The sequence below is a fragment of the Microlunatus sp. YIM B11417 genome (assembly GCF_059617205.1).
This window is the reverse complement of sequence record NZ_JCAMPJ010000007.1, coordinates 79,499-95,213: the sequence shown is the minus strand read 5'-3', so window position 1 is coordinate 95,213 and position 15,715 is coordinate 79,499. Positions and strand designations below refer to the sequence as shown.

The window sequence follows — 15,715 nt, the reverse complement described above, 5'->3', positions numbered from 1 at the left end:
CGAACGCCGTAACGTTCGACGCTTGGGTGGGAGTATTCAGTGAAGGACGCAAGAGGGTCGCGTTTGCATGGCCGAGTTGGGCGGCGAACACGGTGGATCAAGCCGACGATCGTGGGCATGCTGGCCGCGTTCACGGCATGGCACATCTTCGCCACGTTCCTGTGGATCGCACCACCGTCGGCGATTCGCAGCATAGTGCCCGGAAATCTGCTTTCCAGCTACATGCTGCCGATGTTCGGCCAGAGTTGGAGCGTGTTCGCTCCCGTGCCGATCAACGGCGATCACCGGCTGGAAGTCCGGGCCAGCGTCGAGACTGCGGGCGAGTCACGCAACACCGAGTGGGTCGACGCGACTCGAGCCGAGCTCTCGATGTTGCAGCGCCATCTGTTCCCGGCCAGAGCCTCCATCATGGCGTCGCAAGTCGCCTCGGACGTCAAGCAGGAATGGGAGAAGCTTTCCGAGGGACAGAAGAAGACGGCAGCGGTGGGATTCTTTCGCGGTGCTGACTGGGAGTCTCGGTTCAAAAGGGATTTAGGAGTCAAGGCGAACCGTCCCCAGACCATTGCGGCTCGTTATGCGAAGGCTGACCACGTCGCCACCGCCTACGCGACTCAGGTCGCCTATGCCATGTGGGGCGACGGTGTGCGGGCCGTTCAGTTCCGGGTCACGAGACAGAACGTCATCCCATTCGAGGATCGCAACGTGCCGGGCGTCAAGCCGCCGGCAGTGCAAATCGTCCCGACCGGCTGGCGCGGCACGATCGAGGAACCAGGACAATCGCGGGAGAGGTTTCGGGAAACCTTCCGACGAGCGGTGTTGGAGTCGGGCCAGTGAAGCGATCATCCGAGGGAAAGACGACGGTGTTCGGTCGCCTGAGATACGCGATCGGTACGTGGATCGGCGGCATCTGGGAGGTCGTACGTGACACGGTGGGGAGAATCGTCTCGTTCTCCTACAGCTGGTTGACCGACGGCAAGCACGCCCTTTATGGACTGGCGGTCGGCCGTGTCGTGCTCGGGGTCACCGGAATCGGTCTGCTCCTGACGAATTTCTCCACCCGATACTACTTCGCCGGCTCCGGTTCGGCCTGGAACGGCGAAGGCGTCGATCCGCTCAGTAGTTTTCCGAAGATCTGGATCTTCAGCCTGTTCCGCACCGTGGCCTTCAACGATGTCGTCTTCACTCTGCTGTACGTCGTGCTGGGCATGCTGGCGGTCCTCGTGATCGTCGGGTTCAAGTCCCGGATCGTCATCCCGGTGTACTTCGTCGGCTGGGTGAGTTTCATTGAGCTCAACGACGCAGTCGGCGACCAGGGCGACAACATGTATCGCATCGTGCTGCTCACCCTGATCTTCACCGACACGTCCGCACGCTGGTCGGTCGACGCCTGGCTCCGGACGCAGCGTCCGAACAGCCGGCTCAATTTCGGGGGACTGCGCACCATTGTCCCCGACTGGGTGAGTGCGACGGTTCACAATCTCGCCCTCGTGTCCATCGCCTGTCACGTGTGTTTCGTCTATGCATCCGGTGCGCTGTTCAAGGCCGGTGGCGAACCGTGGCGAAGCGGCTATGCCATCTACAGTCCGCTGAAGACGATCCGGTTCGGCGTGTGGCCCGAACTCAGTGACCTCGTGCTGGCGTCGGCGCCACTGGTGGCCGCGATCTGCTGGTCCACGATCATTCTCCAGATGATCTTTCCGGTCGCGCTGCTCCATCGTGTCAGCAGGATCATCGTGCTGGCGGGTATTACGGGGTTTCATATCGGCATCGCTGTTCTGATGGGCCTCCCGTGGTTCTCCTTGGCGATGATCGCGATCGACACGATCTTCATCCGCGACGTGACATGGCGGGCCACCGGTGAACTCTTCCGGCGGGGCATCCAGGTCGATCGGCGCAGCGGTGCGGACCTGGATGAGTCGAGTTCCGTGGGGCCGGTCGCGGCTGGCCGACGTACGGCTGCATCAGGCAGGAAGATGGCTCGTCCTACGGCGCCCACCAAGGTCGGCGTCTGATGCGCGGCAGGCTCACACTTCAGCGGCGGGGACTGAGCGGACACGTCAATGTCATCGGGGCGGGTCCCAACGGCCTGGCCGCGGCCGTGGTGCTCGCCCGGGCAGGGATCTCGGTCCGGGTCTTCGAGGCCGAGGACACGCCGGGCGGTGGAGCCAGGACCGAGGAGCTGATCGAACCCGGCACATCACACGACGTGTGCTCGGCAGTTCATCCTTCGGCCTTCGCCTCCGAGTTCTTTCGTCGGTTCGGGCTCACGGAACGGGTCGCGTTCGTGATTCCGGAGGCGTCCTTCGCTCAGGCCAGGCTTGGCTCGGCGGCATGCGTGGCGTACCGCGACCTGGAGCGGACGGCCAGCGAGCTCGGCCGGTCCGGGCTGAGGTGGAAACGGGTGTTCCAGCCGCTGGTCGATGAGGGTCAGGTCCTTGCCGACATGGCGATGGGCGACCCGCGGCTGGCTCTCCGGACGCCTGTCCAAGCGCTCCGTCTGGCGTCGAGCGTTGCCCTCGAGCGTGCCGGGTATCTGCGAGGTGCAGCGGCGGATCTCTTGAGCGGTGTATCGGCGCACTCGGCGCAGCCTCTTTCCAGCGCCAGCGCGGCCGTCACGGGATTGGTGCTGGCCACCTACGGCCACGGCTTCGGATGGCCGATCCCGGTCGGCGGCTCGGGCCGGATCGTCGCTGCAATGGTTGCGGATCTCGAGTCATACGGCGGCGAGATCACGACCGGTTTCCGCGTGTCCGATCTCGACGATCTGCCGCCGGCCGACGCAACGGTGTTCGACACGTCGACACGGGCGATGCTGAGAATCGGTGGTCGAGAGATTCCGGACCGCTACAGCTGGATGGCCGGTCGGCAGGTACCCGGACCGCCGGTCTTCAAGCTGGATCTGGTCCTCGAGGGCCCTATTCCCTGGAGCGACGCCCCGGTTCACGAAGCCGGAACGGTCCATCTCGGTCAAAGCCGCAGCGAGGTCGGGGTGCGGCTCCATGAGGTCCATCACGGCCGGCGGCCCCTCCATCCCTTCATCATCCTGAGTCAGCCGACGACCTACGATCCGACGCGAAGCGCGCGAGGTCGTACGGTCGTGTGGGCCTACGCGCATCTGCCCAAGGGAGACCCCGGCCACGGGGCTGGTCCCTGGATCCGGGACGAGATCGAACGGTACGCGCCAGGATTCCGAGACCTCATCGTGCGGTCTCGGGGCACCGGCCCGGGCGAGCTCGAAGCGAAGAACGAGAACTACGTCGGCGGCGACATCTACTCGGGAGCATTGACTCCTTGGCAGCTGGCCGCCCGGCCGGTGCTGTCGGCGGACCCGTGGCGAGTCGCTGACACCTCACTGTTCTTGTGCTCATCCGCCGCGACGCCCGGTCCGGGGGTGCACGGCATGGGCGGATTTCACGCGGCATCGTCGGTGCTTCGGAACATCTACCGTGACGACCGCATCCCGCCTCTGAAGCCGCGAACGTCGCCCTCAGGCTCCCGGTGGTCATCGTGAACCGGTACTCGCGCGCCAGGCCAAAGCGGAGGGAAGGCCGACGGTCGCTCTCCGGAAGATCGCCACGGCGGGGGCCGTCCGTTCTCACCGTCCTCGGCGTCCTGCTTCTGGTGACTGGTCTCGTATGGGCGGGCTGGATCGGTTACCAGTTCGTCGGGACCAACATTGAGGCACAGCAGGCGTACGAAGAGGGAAAGTCGGAACTTCGCCGGAAATGGGAGAACCCTCCACGTCAGACGAAGAAGAAGGACTCCGCTGAATCGGGTGTGGAGAAGCTGACTGAGGGAAGCGCGTTCGCGCTGATGCGGATTCCGCGGATCGGGCTGATCGACGTTCCCATCCGTTCCGGAGTGGATTCCGACACCCTGGCCAAGGGCATCGGGCACTTCCCGAAGTCCGCTCTGCCGGGCGAGGTCGGCAATTTCGCGGTCGCCGGTCACCGCATCACGCATGGCGAGCCATTCAGCCGGCTCCTCGAACTCAAGCCGGGGGACGAAGTGCTGGTCGAAACGGTCGACCGTATCTTCACCTACCGGATCTATGCAGCCCCGAGTGAACGCACGGTCGCAGACACCGAAACGTGGGTTGTCGATCCGAACCCGCGAGATCCAGGGAAGCCGCCGACCGAAAAGCTGTTGAGCCTGATCACCTGCGAGGATCTCTTTCGCTCACCGGACCGGTCTGTCGGGTTCGCGAAACTGATTTCCGAGGTCGCCAAATGATCGAGGAACGTCTGGCCTGACGTTGACCTAGGTAATGGCGGACGTATGCCTAGGTAAATAGTCCTTTCCGTGATTTTGGTTCAAGAACTGCGAAATATAGCTTCAACCTGAATCGACGGGTGTCGGTGCGAGTGCCGCTGTACCGATACCGCACAGAGGGGAAGCTGATGCGATTGTCGAAATATTGACAGGTCTGTGAGTCGGGGAATGTGAATCCTCGGCTCTCGCAGAGTCAGGTGTTGACCATTAACACGAAGAGGAAAGTATATGGAATCACAGTCGAGTCGAGCCTCCGGGCCACCAGGGCGCCGGAAGGATTCGTCGACTAAGCGGATCGCAGGGTTGGGCAGGGTCAGGAACCGACGCCGCTCGATTCTTCGGTCGCTGACTTCGATCGCTGCAGCAGCCGGATTGGTATCGGTGGGTGCTTTCGGGGGCTCCGTAGCGCCGGCAAATGCGGCTGACCTGAGTGACGATGCGGCTTCGTTCAGTGGAGCCGTGCGCAACTATGGAGCGTTCGCGTCGGCAGGGGCAGTCCTCAACCTCATCAACCTACGCGCCAATGTCGCCGAGAGTGTCGTCGTGGCGAATTCGGCCGGCCTGGCGGATTACGCCGGAACCGGACCTGGTGAGTATGCGGTGCCTCCCGACGTTGCCCAGGACCCTGAGTCCCGAGTGTATGCGCGTGCCGCTCCGGTTGGAGTTGGTGCAATCGGGCTCCCGATCAATATCGTGAAGGCCGAGGCCCGCTCGACCACCAGGATCCCGAACGCAAGCCAGGATCAGAAATGGGGCGATTTGAATGCCGGTCCGCTAGGCAGATTGCAGGGACTCAATGGTAGTGCGGAGTCCCATTGGACCAAGGAGGTGTTGTCCAAGGGTGGGACGCTGGCCAAGGCCGAGCAGAATACCGGCGCTCTGACGCTGATCCCTTCTCTGCCGCTCGTCGACTATATTCCGGGAGTCAACCGCATCTTCCCTGCGCTCAAGGCAAACCTGGGTCAGAACTCCAGTGAGGTGAAACTCGTACCGGCGGCAACGGCAACCTGTCCTGACGCTCTGGCCGTTGAAGCAACGGCGTCATGGAACTTCGCCGATATCAGCGTTCTGAACGACACGGTCGCGATTTCATGGGGCGGAGACGCCGTCGGCGAAGCGGGCACGGTTACAGTGCGCGCCAACGGCCGGCCGGGTGGCGCAAAGGTTGAACAGTCGAAGATGCCGACGATGCTTATCCGTGCATTCGGCCAGAATCTCAAGCTCGATCCCGGCCTGAGTCTCGAACTGAGCGACATCTTTGTCGGCGAGGGCATCGGTGAGGTCCTCAGCATCATCGCCGATGGCCAACTGACCTATGGTGGCACCACAAACGATGTACCGGAGGCGGACGGTACGAGGGCCACGGCGTCCATGAACGGCCTCAATCTTGACCTCAGCCTGATTAATGTCAAGATCCCCTTTACCGGTATTTCCTTGGGATCGGCCGCAAGCGTTGAATTCGGTGTCGAACGGGCAGATCTCGAGGCCACGATGAGCAGTGGCGGTCTGAACGGAGGCCCGAACTGCGACGAAGAGAATGACGAATCCGCCAATGCTGATGCTGATCAGAAGGCTGATGCTGATCAGAAGGCTGATGCTGATCAGAAGGCTGATGCTGATCAGAAGGCTGATGCTGATGCTGGTGTGAATGCGAATGCTGCTGCGTCGGCTGCTGCTTCGGCGAAGGCTGATGATGACAGTAATGCGGCGGCTGAGGCTGCTGCGGAGGCTGCGGCGTCGCCGGAGGCGGAGTCGGCTGCTTCGGCTGCTGCTGATGTGGATGCGTCGGCTGCTGCTGATGCTGCGGCGACGCCGGATGCGTCGTCGAAGGCTTCGGCGGATGTGTCGTCGGAGGCGAATGCGTCGGCGGCTGCTGCGGCTGAGGCGGCGGCGAAGGCGGATGCTTCGGATGATGCGAATGCTGAGGCTTCGGCTGCTGCTGATGCCGATGCTGCTGCTGCGGCGGAGGCTGCGGCGACGGCTGATGCGTCGTCGTCGGCATCCTCGGACGCCGCCGCCGACGCCGATCAGAAGGCTGACGCGGCGTCGAATTCGAAGGATGCGACGTCCGATTCGAGGGGTAATGAGCTCGTGACCTCTTCGAACGGCGATGTCAACCTTCCGAACACCGGCGCTGACATCGGCCTGCTGCAGATCGCCGGTGCGGCGGGCGTGGCCCTGGCCGGCGCCGGAGTTGTCACGGCCGGCCTGGTGCGTCGCCACCGTCAGCGGACTCGGTAGCAAGAGTCGGGTTCAAAGAACGGGCTCGTTGTAGATGAGCCACCCGGTGGGTCGGCCAACGTTCAGGCCGGCCCACCGGGGTTTATCCCTTAAGAGGCAGGAACGATGAGGAGCGAACGTTGAGCAGGAAATTTGGAGTGATCGGCGCCGCTGCAGTGGCGATGGCACTCGTACTGGGAGCGTGCGGGACGACGCAGTCAGCTGCGCCCGATCCGGCAGCCGGTGAGACTGAGGCGACCCGGACGGTGGCACCGGCTTCACCGAGCAAGTCGCCATCACCGAGCAAGTCGCCATCACCGAGCAAGTCGCCGGCGCCGACTCAGGCGAAGCCGAGCCCCGAAGGCAGCTCGACGACCAAGCCACATGAGACCAAGCCGTCTCGGACCACGCAGCCGAAGGACTCGAAGCCGACCGATCGTTCCACCAGGGAGCCCGAGGAGGAGAAGAAGGCGGATCCACGACCTTCGAAGTCTCCTGCGGATCCGTCGGACCGCCGGCGGAGTGTTCCGGAGAAGGAACTGACCAAGGAAGAAAAGGGTACGAATCCCGCCAAGGGGACCAGCTATTGCGACGTGTTCAAACGGCTACTCACTCTCGGCAAGGAGACCGGCTCGCTCACGGAAGAGCAGAACCGGCGTGCGCTCTATTACCGGCTGGCAACAATCCGTGACTCCGTCAAGAAGCTCGCCAGCTACTCCCGTGGAACTGAGAAGAAGACGTGGATCAATCTCGCCGGAAAGTATCAAGTACTCCTGGACTTCTACGACAGCACTGGGCGGCAGAGCGAAACTACCGACAGCGTAGTCCTTCTTGCCGAGGCGTTGGAGGCCAGTGATAAGGCGTTCGGTTCGGTCCGAGAAAAGGTAGCCTCTGAATGCAAGTTGAAGCTGGCGCCGGGACTGCCGAAGAAGAAGAAGTAGTGGCCAGCTACCCGTTGCGGCGCCCTGCAGTCGTGGCCATTCCTCTTATGTTCCTCACCCTTCTCGTGGGGTGCTCGGCGCCGTCCGATCCTCCCACAGGGTCGCCGAGTTCGACGCCAACGGTTGCCTCACCCGCGCCGTCGAGATCGACGGACTCCGTGGCGGCGAAGGTCTTCGCGAAGGGCAAGGGCAAGATCAAGTCTCTCCGGACAGCCCACGTGACCGTGACCGTCAAGGCATCCGGTGTGGACCAGGATTGGAAGTTCGACATTGATCTGAAGTCTGGCGCCTTCCGCGGTTCGATCGATGTCAAATCCAATGCGGTGCCGGTCATGTCTCTGAAGATCGTGCGAGCAAAAGGTTTTACCTGGCTGATGGCACCCGAGAAGTTCTGGACAAGTTCCGGCTATACGGCGGACGGGGCCGCGAAGGCGCGGGGCAAGTACGTCGTCTTCAACGTGACCGAGGGAAATGGGCTCGCAGAACGCTATTCGGTGCAGCGAATCATCCAGGCTGCCGCGAAGATCGAGGAGCAAGATGTCGCAATCGTGCCGGCCGAGTCGGATTCGGCGAAGATCACGTTGGTTGCAAACTCCGGAACGGCGAACGAGGTTCGTCTGGCCTTCAATCGGTCGGATTCTCGGCTCGTGGAACTTCGGAGCGACGTAGGCGGTGTGAAAACGAACCTTCGGCTCTCGAAGCACAATGAGCCGCTGGAAGTGAAGTTTCCGGCGCCCAAGGATGTCCTGCAACCGTAGGAAATGCGGCGCGCAATCGCGAGACGATGAGCGAAGACCTCCAGTTCGGACGGATGGCGACGCCTTCCCCCCCGCGTGGCTGGAGGTCTTCGTGAGTCCCCTTCGGGCGCCATTGACTGCTATCCGCGGAATCATGGAAGCGCGGTTGTGGCGGTAGTGCAGCACCGCCTTCGGCTAAGGCATCCGAACCAGGGCTTGGGGTCAACGACCCGCTGATGGTCAGAACCAGGTCATCGGGTTCTTCATGTCACCGTCCAGCCAGACCATCAGGTGGAGGTGGCAGCCGGTCGAGTAGCCGGTGGTGCCGACGTAGCCGATCACCTCGCCCTGTTCGACTCGCTCGCCGACGCCGACGGTGTAGCGGATGGCGTGGTTGTAGGCGGTGGTGACGTAGCGGCCGTCGACCTTGCCGTGGTCGATGATCAGCCGATTGCCGTAGTCGGACGTGGAGTAGCGCTCCTCGACGCGGCCCTTGTACGGGGCGCGGATGGCGGTGCCGCAGCCGGCTCCGAAGTCGGTCCCGTCGTGCAGCTTCCAGTAGCGCAGCACCGGGTGGAACCGCATCCCGTACGGCGAGGTGATCGGCGCGTCGACCGGGAAGTCGAAGCCGTGCGAAGCCGACGAGTTGGACGACCTCTTCTTCTTCCTGGCCTGCTTCTTCGGCCTGGCCTCGTCGCCGGATTCGGAGCTGCGGTTCGCCCGCTCGGTCTTCTCCCGTGCGGCGGCGGCCTTGCGGGCGACTTCGGCCTTCTCGCGGGCGATCCGTTCCGCGATCCGCTTCTCCACGCTCTCCCGCTCGTTGACCTGCTCCTGGTACTGCTGCTTGTCCGCGGCCAGCTGATCGGACGCGGCAGCCTCGGCGGCCTGCTTCGCATCCAGCAGCGAGGCGACCTCGTCGGCCTCCGACTGGGCCTTGGCCTCCAACTCCCGCTTCAGCACCAGGTTCGCCGCCGCAGCCTGGCGATTGGCCTGGTCCTGCTTCTCGATATCGGTCTGCTTCGCCCGCGCCGCGTTCAACGCACGCTGGGCCTCGGTCAACTCCAAGATCTGGGCATTCGACGTCTCGATCATCGTGTGCGACCACTGCACCCGGGTCTGCAAGTCCGCCAGCGACGTGCTCTCCACCAACAACGCGATCGGCAACAGATTCGTCTGCTGCTGAACCTGCTGACGCACCACCGCGGTCGCCTGCGCCTCCTTGCGGTCCAACTTCAACTGACCGGCCTCCACCGCAGCCTTCGCCGCCTTCAACGCCGCCTGCGACTCCTTCAGCTTCGCCGCCATCCGCTCATCGACCCGCTTGGCCTCGGCCAACTCCGCCTGCGTCCGGGCCAACTTCGCCTGCGCCGCCTCCACCGCAGCCTGCGCCTGCTCCACCGCCGCCACCGCCTGCTGCAACTGCTGGCTGGACTCGTTGAGCTGCTGCTTGGTCTGCTTCAACTGCGCCTCGATCTTGGCCTTCTGGTCATCAAGATCATCAGCGGTCGCCAGACCACCCGGCAACGCGACCACGACAGCGGTCGCCACCACGATCACCAGCCACGCCCGCACACGACGAACCAGCGGCGACCGTGACCGGCAAGGGGGACGACCCCCTGGAACCCCCGCCCCGCTCCGCGAACGGACCGGGACGTTCTCACGTCGCCGAGAGGCGACTCGACCGGCGCCGCCCGCGGCGGACACCTGCTTCGGCCGGGCGAAGCGACCATCACTCTTCGGTGCTTCGCTGTCGCCCGGAACGCCCTTGCGGGCGTAGGGAAGATCCGGAACCACAGCTTTCCCCCAATCACAGATTTTCGAAGGAAACGTCAGCAACCACCCTGACGGCATCAAGGGCACATAGCCCAACCGAACTTCCGTGAATACCTAGGTACTGTGGCGACAATCCATACGCTCCGGTTACAGCACGCACGGTCAACTGGGTATCTCAGAGATGCCGGCAACCTTGCCCGTGGTCGCCAAGGCGAGGCAACAGGTCTCAGGCCGAAGGAGTACGTACATGCCGAACTCCGATCACATCCGTGCCGCCCTGGAACGCACCGTCAACGCAGGGACGGCCCGCATCGTCTACACGGTCGATACTGACTGGTCGCTCCCGAACCGACCCGTGAGCCAAGACCAGGACGGCATCCGGCCGGTCCTGGCGCGGGGCGTCCTGCTCGTTGGAAAAGCGCTCGGCAAGACGCTGTTGCGACTGATCGCGCGCGGCCTCGACTTTCGGCATATGGAGGGCGACGGCGTGCTCGATCTTTCCCGGCGCAGATCGATGGTGGACTTCGGCACCTACGCTCAGCTCCAGGCCTGCGGACAGGAGTGGATGGGACGATGCGGGCAGCCGTTGGACACAATTTCCCCGGATTCAGCCCACGTGGGGTCGCCCCTATGGTTGATGGATCTGCTCGGCGGCGTCACGGCCGCTGGTGAACCAGACGTGCAAGAGCTGCCGGCCCTTCGCCACTTCAGTGCGACGATCAATCTGGCTGATGCATCGGCCGCCGCCCCGGACGGCATGCCAAGCCCTGCGCAGGATCGCTTCGAGACGTTGAACCAGCTCCGGGCTGAGGTCTGGCTGGACGAATCCCACGTCCGAAGGATTCGCTTCGTCGACGGCCGGCGGGCCTACACTCTTGCGCTCAGCGACTTCGGAATCGACCTCTATCACGTTGATTGGAGTCGGCTCCCTTCCTCCGAGGCGTCCAAGGAGACAGGAAGCGGAGCGTGCGGTGGGCGCCGTGAATGACGCCGGACTGCCTAGGTATTCATTCTGTATCGGATAGGTAGTCGAATTTGGGTCTCCTGTGTGCCCTTGGATACTACTGGAGCATTGCATTCCGGCGTTGGAGAATGGGCTCGGAATGCGATTACGCAGCTCGGCTGAGCCTGCTGTGTAGAGGGGGTCGGGGCAGCTCCCCCGCAGTCGGCCGACCCCCTCACTTCTCCATCGACCCGGAAATGGCGTGACTCGCGGCGGCGTCTGGACTGCCGGCGGAACTGGGCGTCGCCATCACCGGCTCTGGGAGGGCTCGGCCCAGCGCTCAACGGCGCCGAATTGGCGCGACGCCCAACGAAATTCCGCCGCGGTGCGCTTCGCCGAGCCAGGCACTCAAACACTGTAGGCATCCGCTCACGCTGCGTCATTTTCTTTACGATCACCACACTCGGAGATTGGTACCGTCCGCGGAGACGCGCACCTGAAGGGTGTGCCGACCTGACGAGCGGGCTGCGACCCGCGATACACAAATCGTGCCAAATCGGCTTCGGGACGCACCGGCACAAGTGCCGGTCCTACGGAGCGCGCTTGCCGATTCTAGAGGAGGAATCATCGTCATGGGCGGAATCGGTACTGGACGTACCCCGCGCGCCATCGGGGTGATCGTGATCATGCTCATCACCATCACGTCGGTCCTGTGGCCAACGACCGCTGCTGCGAAACCGAAGGACGAGGGCCCACCGAACCGATCGGCCGATTCACGAACCTCCGCGGAGGCCGCGCCAGAACGGGACTTCCCGGACCGTAACAATCAGGAGATCGCCGACACCTCTGATCCGATCGCCGATATCACGCCGCGAAGCATCTACGACAAGTTCGGCACGGGGGAGAGGGACAAGTTCAAGATCGGCCGCCCGACTCCGGGCGGATCGGTCACCGGGCCAGCGGTGGACGAGGCTCTGCGTCCGTTCTACGAACAGAAGATCGAATGGGGATCGTGCACGCAATTCCGGATCGGAATGAGCCCTGAGCTCGTTCAGAAATTGTCACAGAAGCGCTATTCCTGTGGCTACGGGATCGTGCCCATGGACTATGACAAGCCGGGCGGTCCGACCGTGGCGGTCGCGTTGACGCGGCTGAGCGTTGGCGATCAGCCGAAGAAAGGCACGATCTTTGTCAATCCGGGCGGTCCGGGAGGATCGGGCATGGGAATGGTCTGGGGCAGCGAGGAACGTCTCTACGAACTCGGGCTGCTCAACGACTACGACGTGATCGGCTTCGACCCGCGGGGCGTGGGGTCGTCTGCTCCTTCGATCCAGTGCATATCCAGCGCCTATTTCGACTTCCTTCGTGAAACCGCTCAACAACCCGAAACGAACATGAGGAACTGTGTCCGGGACACGGCGCGCGGATTCGAGGGGATCGACTCCGCCGAGTTCCTCCGCAACGTGGGCACGAACAACGTCGTCAGGGACCTTGACGTCTTCCGCAGTGCTGTCGGTGATGAGCGGCTCAACTACCTCGGCTACTCCTACGGGACCACCATCGGGTATGCCTTTGCTCAGCGCTTTCCTGAACGAATTCGTACCATGGTCATCGATGCCATCACCAACCCGTTCAAGAACAACCCGGAGGAAGCGGCTCGGTATGGGGACTTCACCAAGAACGACGAGGAAGAGAGTGAAGAGGTCTTCCAGCAGTTGGCTGCCAAGTGCGTAGAGAACGATGGTTTCGAGTTCGAGGGCAGAAAGGTCCCTTGCGCACTCGGTGACGACGCCGATCTGGCAGAGGCTGAGTTCGAGAGGATTGCTTCCATTGCGAAGGATCCGATCTGGAGCTCTGAAATTAAGCGTTGGGTGTTCACCGGTGATTCTGGGTTCGGAGAGATTCGGAATGCTCGGACGATGGCCGAATACAGCGAGTCCTTGTGGCCTGCACTCAATGCGGGGCTCGATGCAGTCAAGCATGGAAAGGATCCTGCGGAGATCCTCCGTTTGGCTGACCGCTACTACGATCGGGCCGCAGATGGAAGCTACCGTGACAATGGAACGGCAAAGCTGATGGTGATCCGGTTCTGCGCAGACCGAGAAAATGAGATGTCGGCTCTCCGGTATTGTCCCGACAGTGATATCAGTGCGCGTGAACCGTTGGCCAAGAACCATCCGATCAAGGCGTTGACGAATATTTTGGCCATCGCCGGAACCTATGACAACGCGACACCGTATTCTGGAGGAGTGATCGCCGCAAAGGCGTCCGGGGCAACGTTGATTTCGGTCGCGTCGAACTCGCATGGCTCCTACATGTCTGGCATCGAGTGCGTCGACCAGTTGACGACGAACTACTTCCGCACGCTCAAGGTGTATCCCACCCCGGGTAAGGCGGGCGTGCCCACGAAGGACATCTACTCGAAGAAGATGATCAGCGACCAATGTCGGGTGGACACGCGATGGCGGCCCCAGCCCAAGATCGCCGGACCTGACTCCATCAGTGCGGGCGAGAATCTGTCCGTCGACGGGTCCGGCCTCACCCGCGGAGGGCTTTACCGGGTTGAGCTCGTCGATGACGCCGGGCGTCCCCGGCTGTTCTCCTCCGAGGATCCCCGTGCGAACGACTCCGGCACGCTGACCGGCACCATCGCCGTCCCGGAGTCCTTCCCCAGCGGCACCTACACAGTTCGGATTCGGGGCATCGAAGACATCACCGAAGTGCTCGAGGACGCCACAGCTCCCGTTCGGATCGTGCCAGCCGCGGACCAGGAAGCCGGCACTGACACGGGCAAGGAGGACACGGGCAAGGAGGACACGGGCAAGGAGGACACGGGCAAGGAGGACACGGGCAAGGAGGACACCGGCAAGGAGGACACCGGCAAGGAGGACACCGGCAAGGAGGACACCGGCAAGGAGGACACCGGCAAGGAGGACACCGGCAAGGAGGACACCGACAAGGAGGACACCGACAAGCGGAAGCGCCAGCCGGAAGACTCCTCTCGCACCTCGGGGAACCCCGAAGGTGACTCCGACGCTGACGACAACGGTGAGCTGCCCAACAGGGGTCAGAGTGGGCAATCGGACGGTGGCGAGTCAGCTACTGCCGACGGAAACTCAGCGGATCCGCGAGAACGACAGGCCGGCGCTCCAAGGGATGAATCCGGTGGCGGTCGAGACGGCCATACCGATTCACCGACGATGACGACGACGCTGCCGAATACCGGAGGGATCTCACCGCTGTTCGCACTCCTAGGTATCGCAGCGGTGGGAATCGGCGCCGCTGCCATGGCTATCGCCCGTCGACACTGACCCTGGTGGGGGGGGGGGGGGGGGGGGGGGGACGGGGAGGANGTCCCGCCGGCGGCGGGACGCCACCAAGCCGAACCCCAGCGGCCGAGAAGGAGCGGCGATGGGATTCAGATCTCGCGGCCGGCACTTGTCACGCATTTCACCCCCCATGGCCCGAATAGAAATTCTTTACGCTGCCGAAACCGGCGTGATGATCTACTGAGAACCATGAGCGTTCGGACCAAGAACGAACGCTCAAGATGCACGAATCGGTGACAGTGGCCACCTGGGGGAGCCACTGCCACCGATTCGTGTCCCTATCGAATTGAATAGCGGCTGGAATCACGCTGAATCCAAGTCTCCACACCACTGGCTCTGCGAAGGTGGTGGACTTGAGAGAGTCGAACGACGAAATTCCAGAACGAACGCGCTCGGGTATTCCCGAGCCGGGTGGCGCTGAGCGACGCCACCGCCCGAATCCGGCCTATGGTGAGGTTCCCCTGCTTCTTGTCACCATCGGTTGGATCGGGCCTTCCCCCGGGGGCCAGCCCCTAAGCCCCCACCCCAACCCCGGGGGCTGGTCCCCTCGGAGGGTCGGCGACTCCGGCTGGCGATCCTACGTCGCAGGCAGTCAGTGGCTCCGTTGCCACGGCTTGGTGAGCACAAGGACGAGGCGTTTCTCGCCGCGGATGACCGGCTCGCCCGCGTGGACAGCTGGGCTACTCCGGTGCCGTTGTCGGGTGGCGACCCGCACTCGAAGAACCTACGAACAGGAGCAGCAGCATGACCCCTCTTCAGGACAAGACCGTGCTCGTCGCCGCCGGCGCCAAAAACCTGGGCGGGCTGATCAGTCGGCAGGCGGCCGGCGCCGGCGCCGATGTCGCCATCCACTACAACTCCGAGGCCACGCGCCCGGTTGCGGACGCGACCTTGGCCGCCGTCGAGGCAGCCGGCCGGAAGGGTGTCATCCTCAGTGGCGATCTGACCCGGCCGGAGAACGTCGAGCGCCTCTTCGCCGAGGCGGAGGCGGCGCTCGGCCCGGTCGACATCGCCGTCAACACGGTCGGCAAGGTGCTCCGGAAGCCGATCGTCGACACCACCGAGGCCGAGTACGACGCGATGTTCGACATCAATGCCAAGGCCGCCTACTTCTTCATCAAGGAGGCCGGCCGGCGGGTCGCCGACGGAGGCAAGGTGATCACGATCGTCACCTCGCTGCTGGCCGCGTTCACAGACGGCTACTCCACCTACGCGGGCGGCAAGTCGCCGGTCGAGCACTTCACCCGCGCCGCCGCCAAGGAGTTCGCCCACCGCGGCATCTCGGTCACCGCTGTGGCCCCGGGTCCGATGGACACGCCGTTCTTCTACGGTCAGGAGACGCCGGAACGGGTCGAGTTCCACAAGTCCCAGGCGATGGGCGGGCAGTTGACCAAGATCGAAGACATCGCCCCGATCGTGAAGTTCCTGGCCACCGACGGCTGGTGGATCACCGGCCAGACGATCTTCGCCAACGGCGGCTACACCACCCGCTGACGCTCC

11 protein-coding genes are annotated in these 15,715 nt (G+C 63.4%); 10 read left to right on the top strand and 1 reads right to left on the bottom strand.

Annotated elements, in window-relative coordinates; all coding sequences use genetic code 11:
* The first annotated feature begins 117 nt into the window (after positions 1-117).
* The 7 genes from AC6CCG_RS26760 to AC6CCG_RS26730 all read left to right on the top strand — a co-directional run bounded on the left by AC6CCG_RS26760 (position 118) and on the right by AC6CCG_RS26730 (position 8,191).
* Positions 118-834: a DUF5819 family protein gene (locus AC6CCG_RS26760; RefSeq protein ID WP_496657815.1), complete on the top strand. Its 717-nt coding sequence runs from the start codon at positions 118-120 to the stop codon at positions 832-834.
* A complete protein-coding gene (locus AC6CCG_RS26755) occupies positions 831-2,012 on the top strand; it encodes an HTTM domain-containing protein (RefSeq protein ID WP_496657814.1) in 1,182 nt (393 codons plus the stop codon). The genes AC6CCG_RS26760 and AC6CCG_RS26755 overlap by 4 nt, the downstream gene beginning before the upstream one ends.
* Complete coding sequence (locus AC6CCG_RS26750; protein WP_496657813.1) at positions 2,012-3,511, top strand: phytoene desaturase family protein; 1,500 nt, start codon at positions 2,012-2,014, stop codon at positions 3,509-3,511. Before AC6CCG_RS26755 ends, AC6CCG_RS26750 begins: the two co-directional genes overlap by 1 nt.
* On the top strand, positions 3,499-4,233 hold the full coding sequence (locus AC6CCG_RS26745) for a class E sortase (protein WP_496657812.1): 735 nt from the start codon (positions 3,499-3,501) through the stop codon (positions 4,231-4,233). Before AC6CCG_RS26750 ends, AC6CCG_RS26745 begins: the two co-directional genes overlap by 13 nt.
* Positions 4,234-4,731: 498 nt before the next feature.
* A complete protein-coding gene (locus AC6CCG_RS26740) occupies positions 4,732-6,513 on the top strand; it encodes a hypothetical protein (protein ID WP_496657811.1) in 1,782 nt (593 codons plus the stop codon).
* A gap of 119 nt (positions 6,514-6,632) precedes the next feature.
* On the top strand, positions 6,633-7,433 hold the full coding sequence (locus tag AC6CCG_RS26735; RefSeq protein ID WP_496657810.1) for a hypothetical protein: 801 nt from the start codon (positions 6,633-6,635) through the stop codon (positions 7,431-7,433).
* A gap of 158 nt (positions 7,434-7,591) precedes the next feature.
* Positions 7,592-8,191 (top strand): hypothetical protein, encoded by a 600-nt coding sequence (locus tag AC6CCG_RS26730; protein WP_496657809.1) that lies wholly within the window; start codon positions 7,592-7,594, stop codon positions 8,189-8,191.
* A gap of 219 nt (positions 8,192-8,410) precedes the next feature.
* On the opposite strand, the gene AC6CCG_RS26725 is transcribed toward AC6CCG_RS26730, so the two are convergent.
* Complete coding sequence (locus AC6CCG_RS26725; RefSeq protein ID WP_496657808.1) at positions 8,411-9,742, bottom strand: peptidoglycan DD-metalloendopeptidase family protein; 1,332 nt, start codon at positions 9,740-9,742, stop codon at positions 8,411-8,413.
* A 448-nt stretch (positions 9,743-10,190) separates the two neighbouring features.
* On the opposite strand from AC6CCG_RS26725, the gene AC6CCG_RS26720 reads away from it, so the two are divergent.
* The 3 genes from AC6CCG_RS26720 (at position 10,191) to AC6CCG_RS26710 (ending at position 15,709) form a co-directional block, all read left to right on the top strand.
* Positions 10,191-10,931: a hypothetical protein gene (locus tag AC6CCG_RS26720; RefSeq protein WP_496657807.1), complete on the top strand. Its 741-nt coding sequence runs from the start codon at positions 10,191-10,193 to the stop codon at positions 10,929-10,931.
* 641 nt (positions 10,932-11,572) lie between these two features.
* Positions 11,573-14,197 (top strand): alpha/beta fold hydrolase, encoded by a 2,625-nt coding sequence (locus AC6CCG_RS26715; RefSeq protein WP_496657963.1) that lies wholly within the window; start codon positions 11,573-11,575, stop codon positions 14,195-14,197.
* A 762-nt stretch (positions 14,198-14,959) separates the two neighbouring features.
* On the top strand, positions 14,960-15,709 hold the full coding sequence (locus AC6CCG_RS26710; RefSeq protein ID WP_496657806.1) for an SDR family oxidoreductase: 750 nt from the start codon (positions 14,960-14,962) through the stop codon (positions 15,707-15,709).
* Positions 15,710-15,715 lie beyond the last annotated feature (6 nt).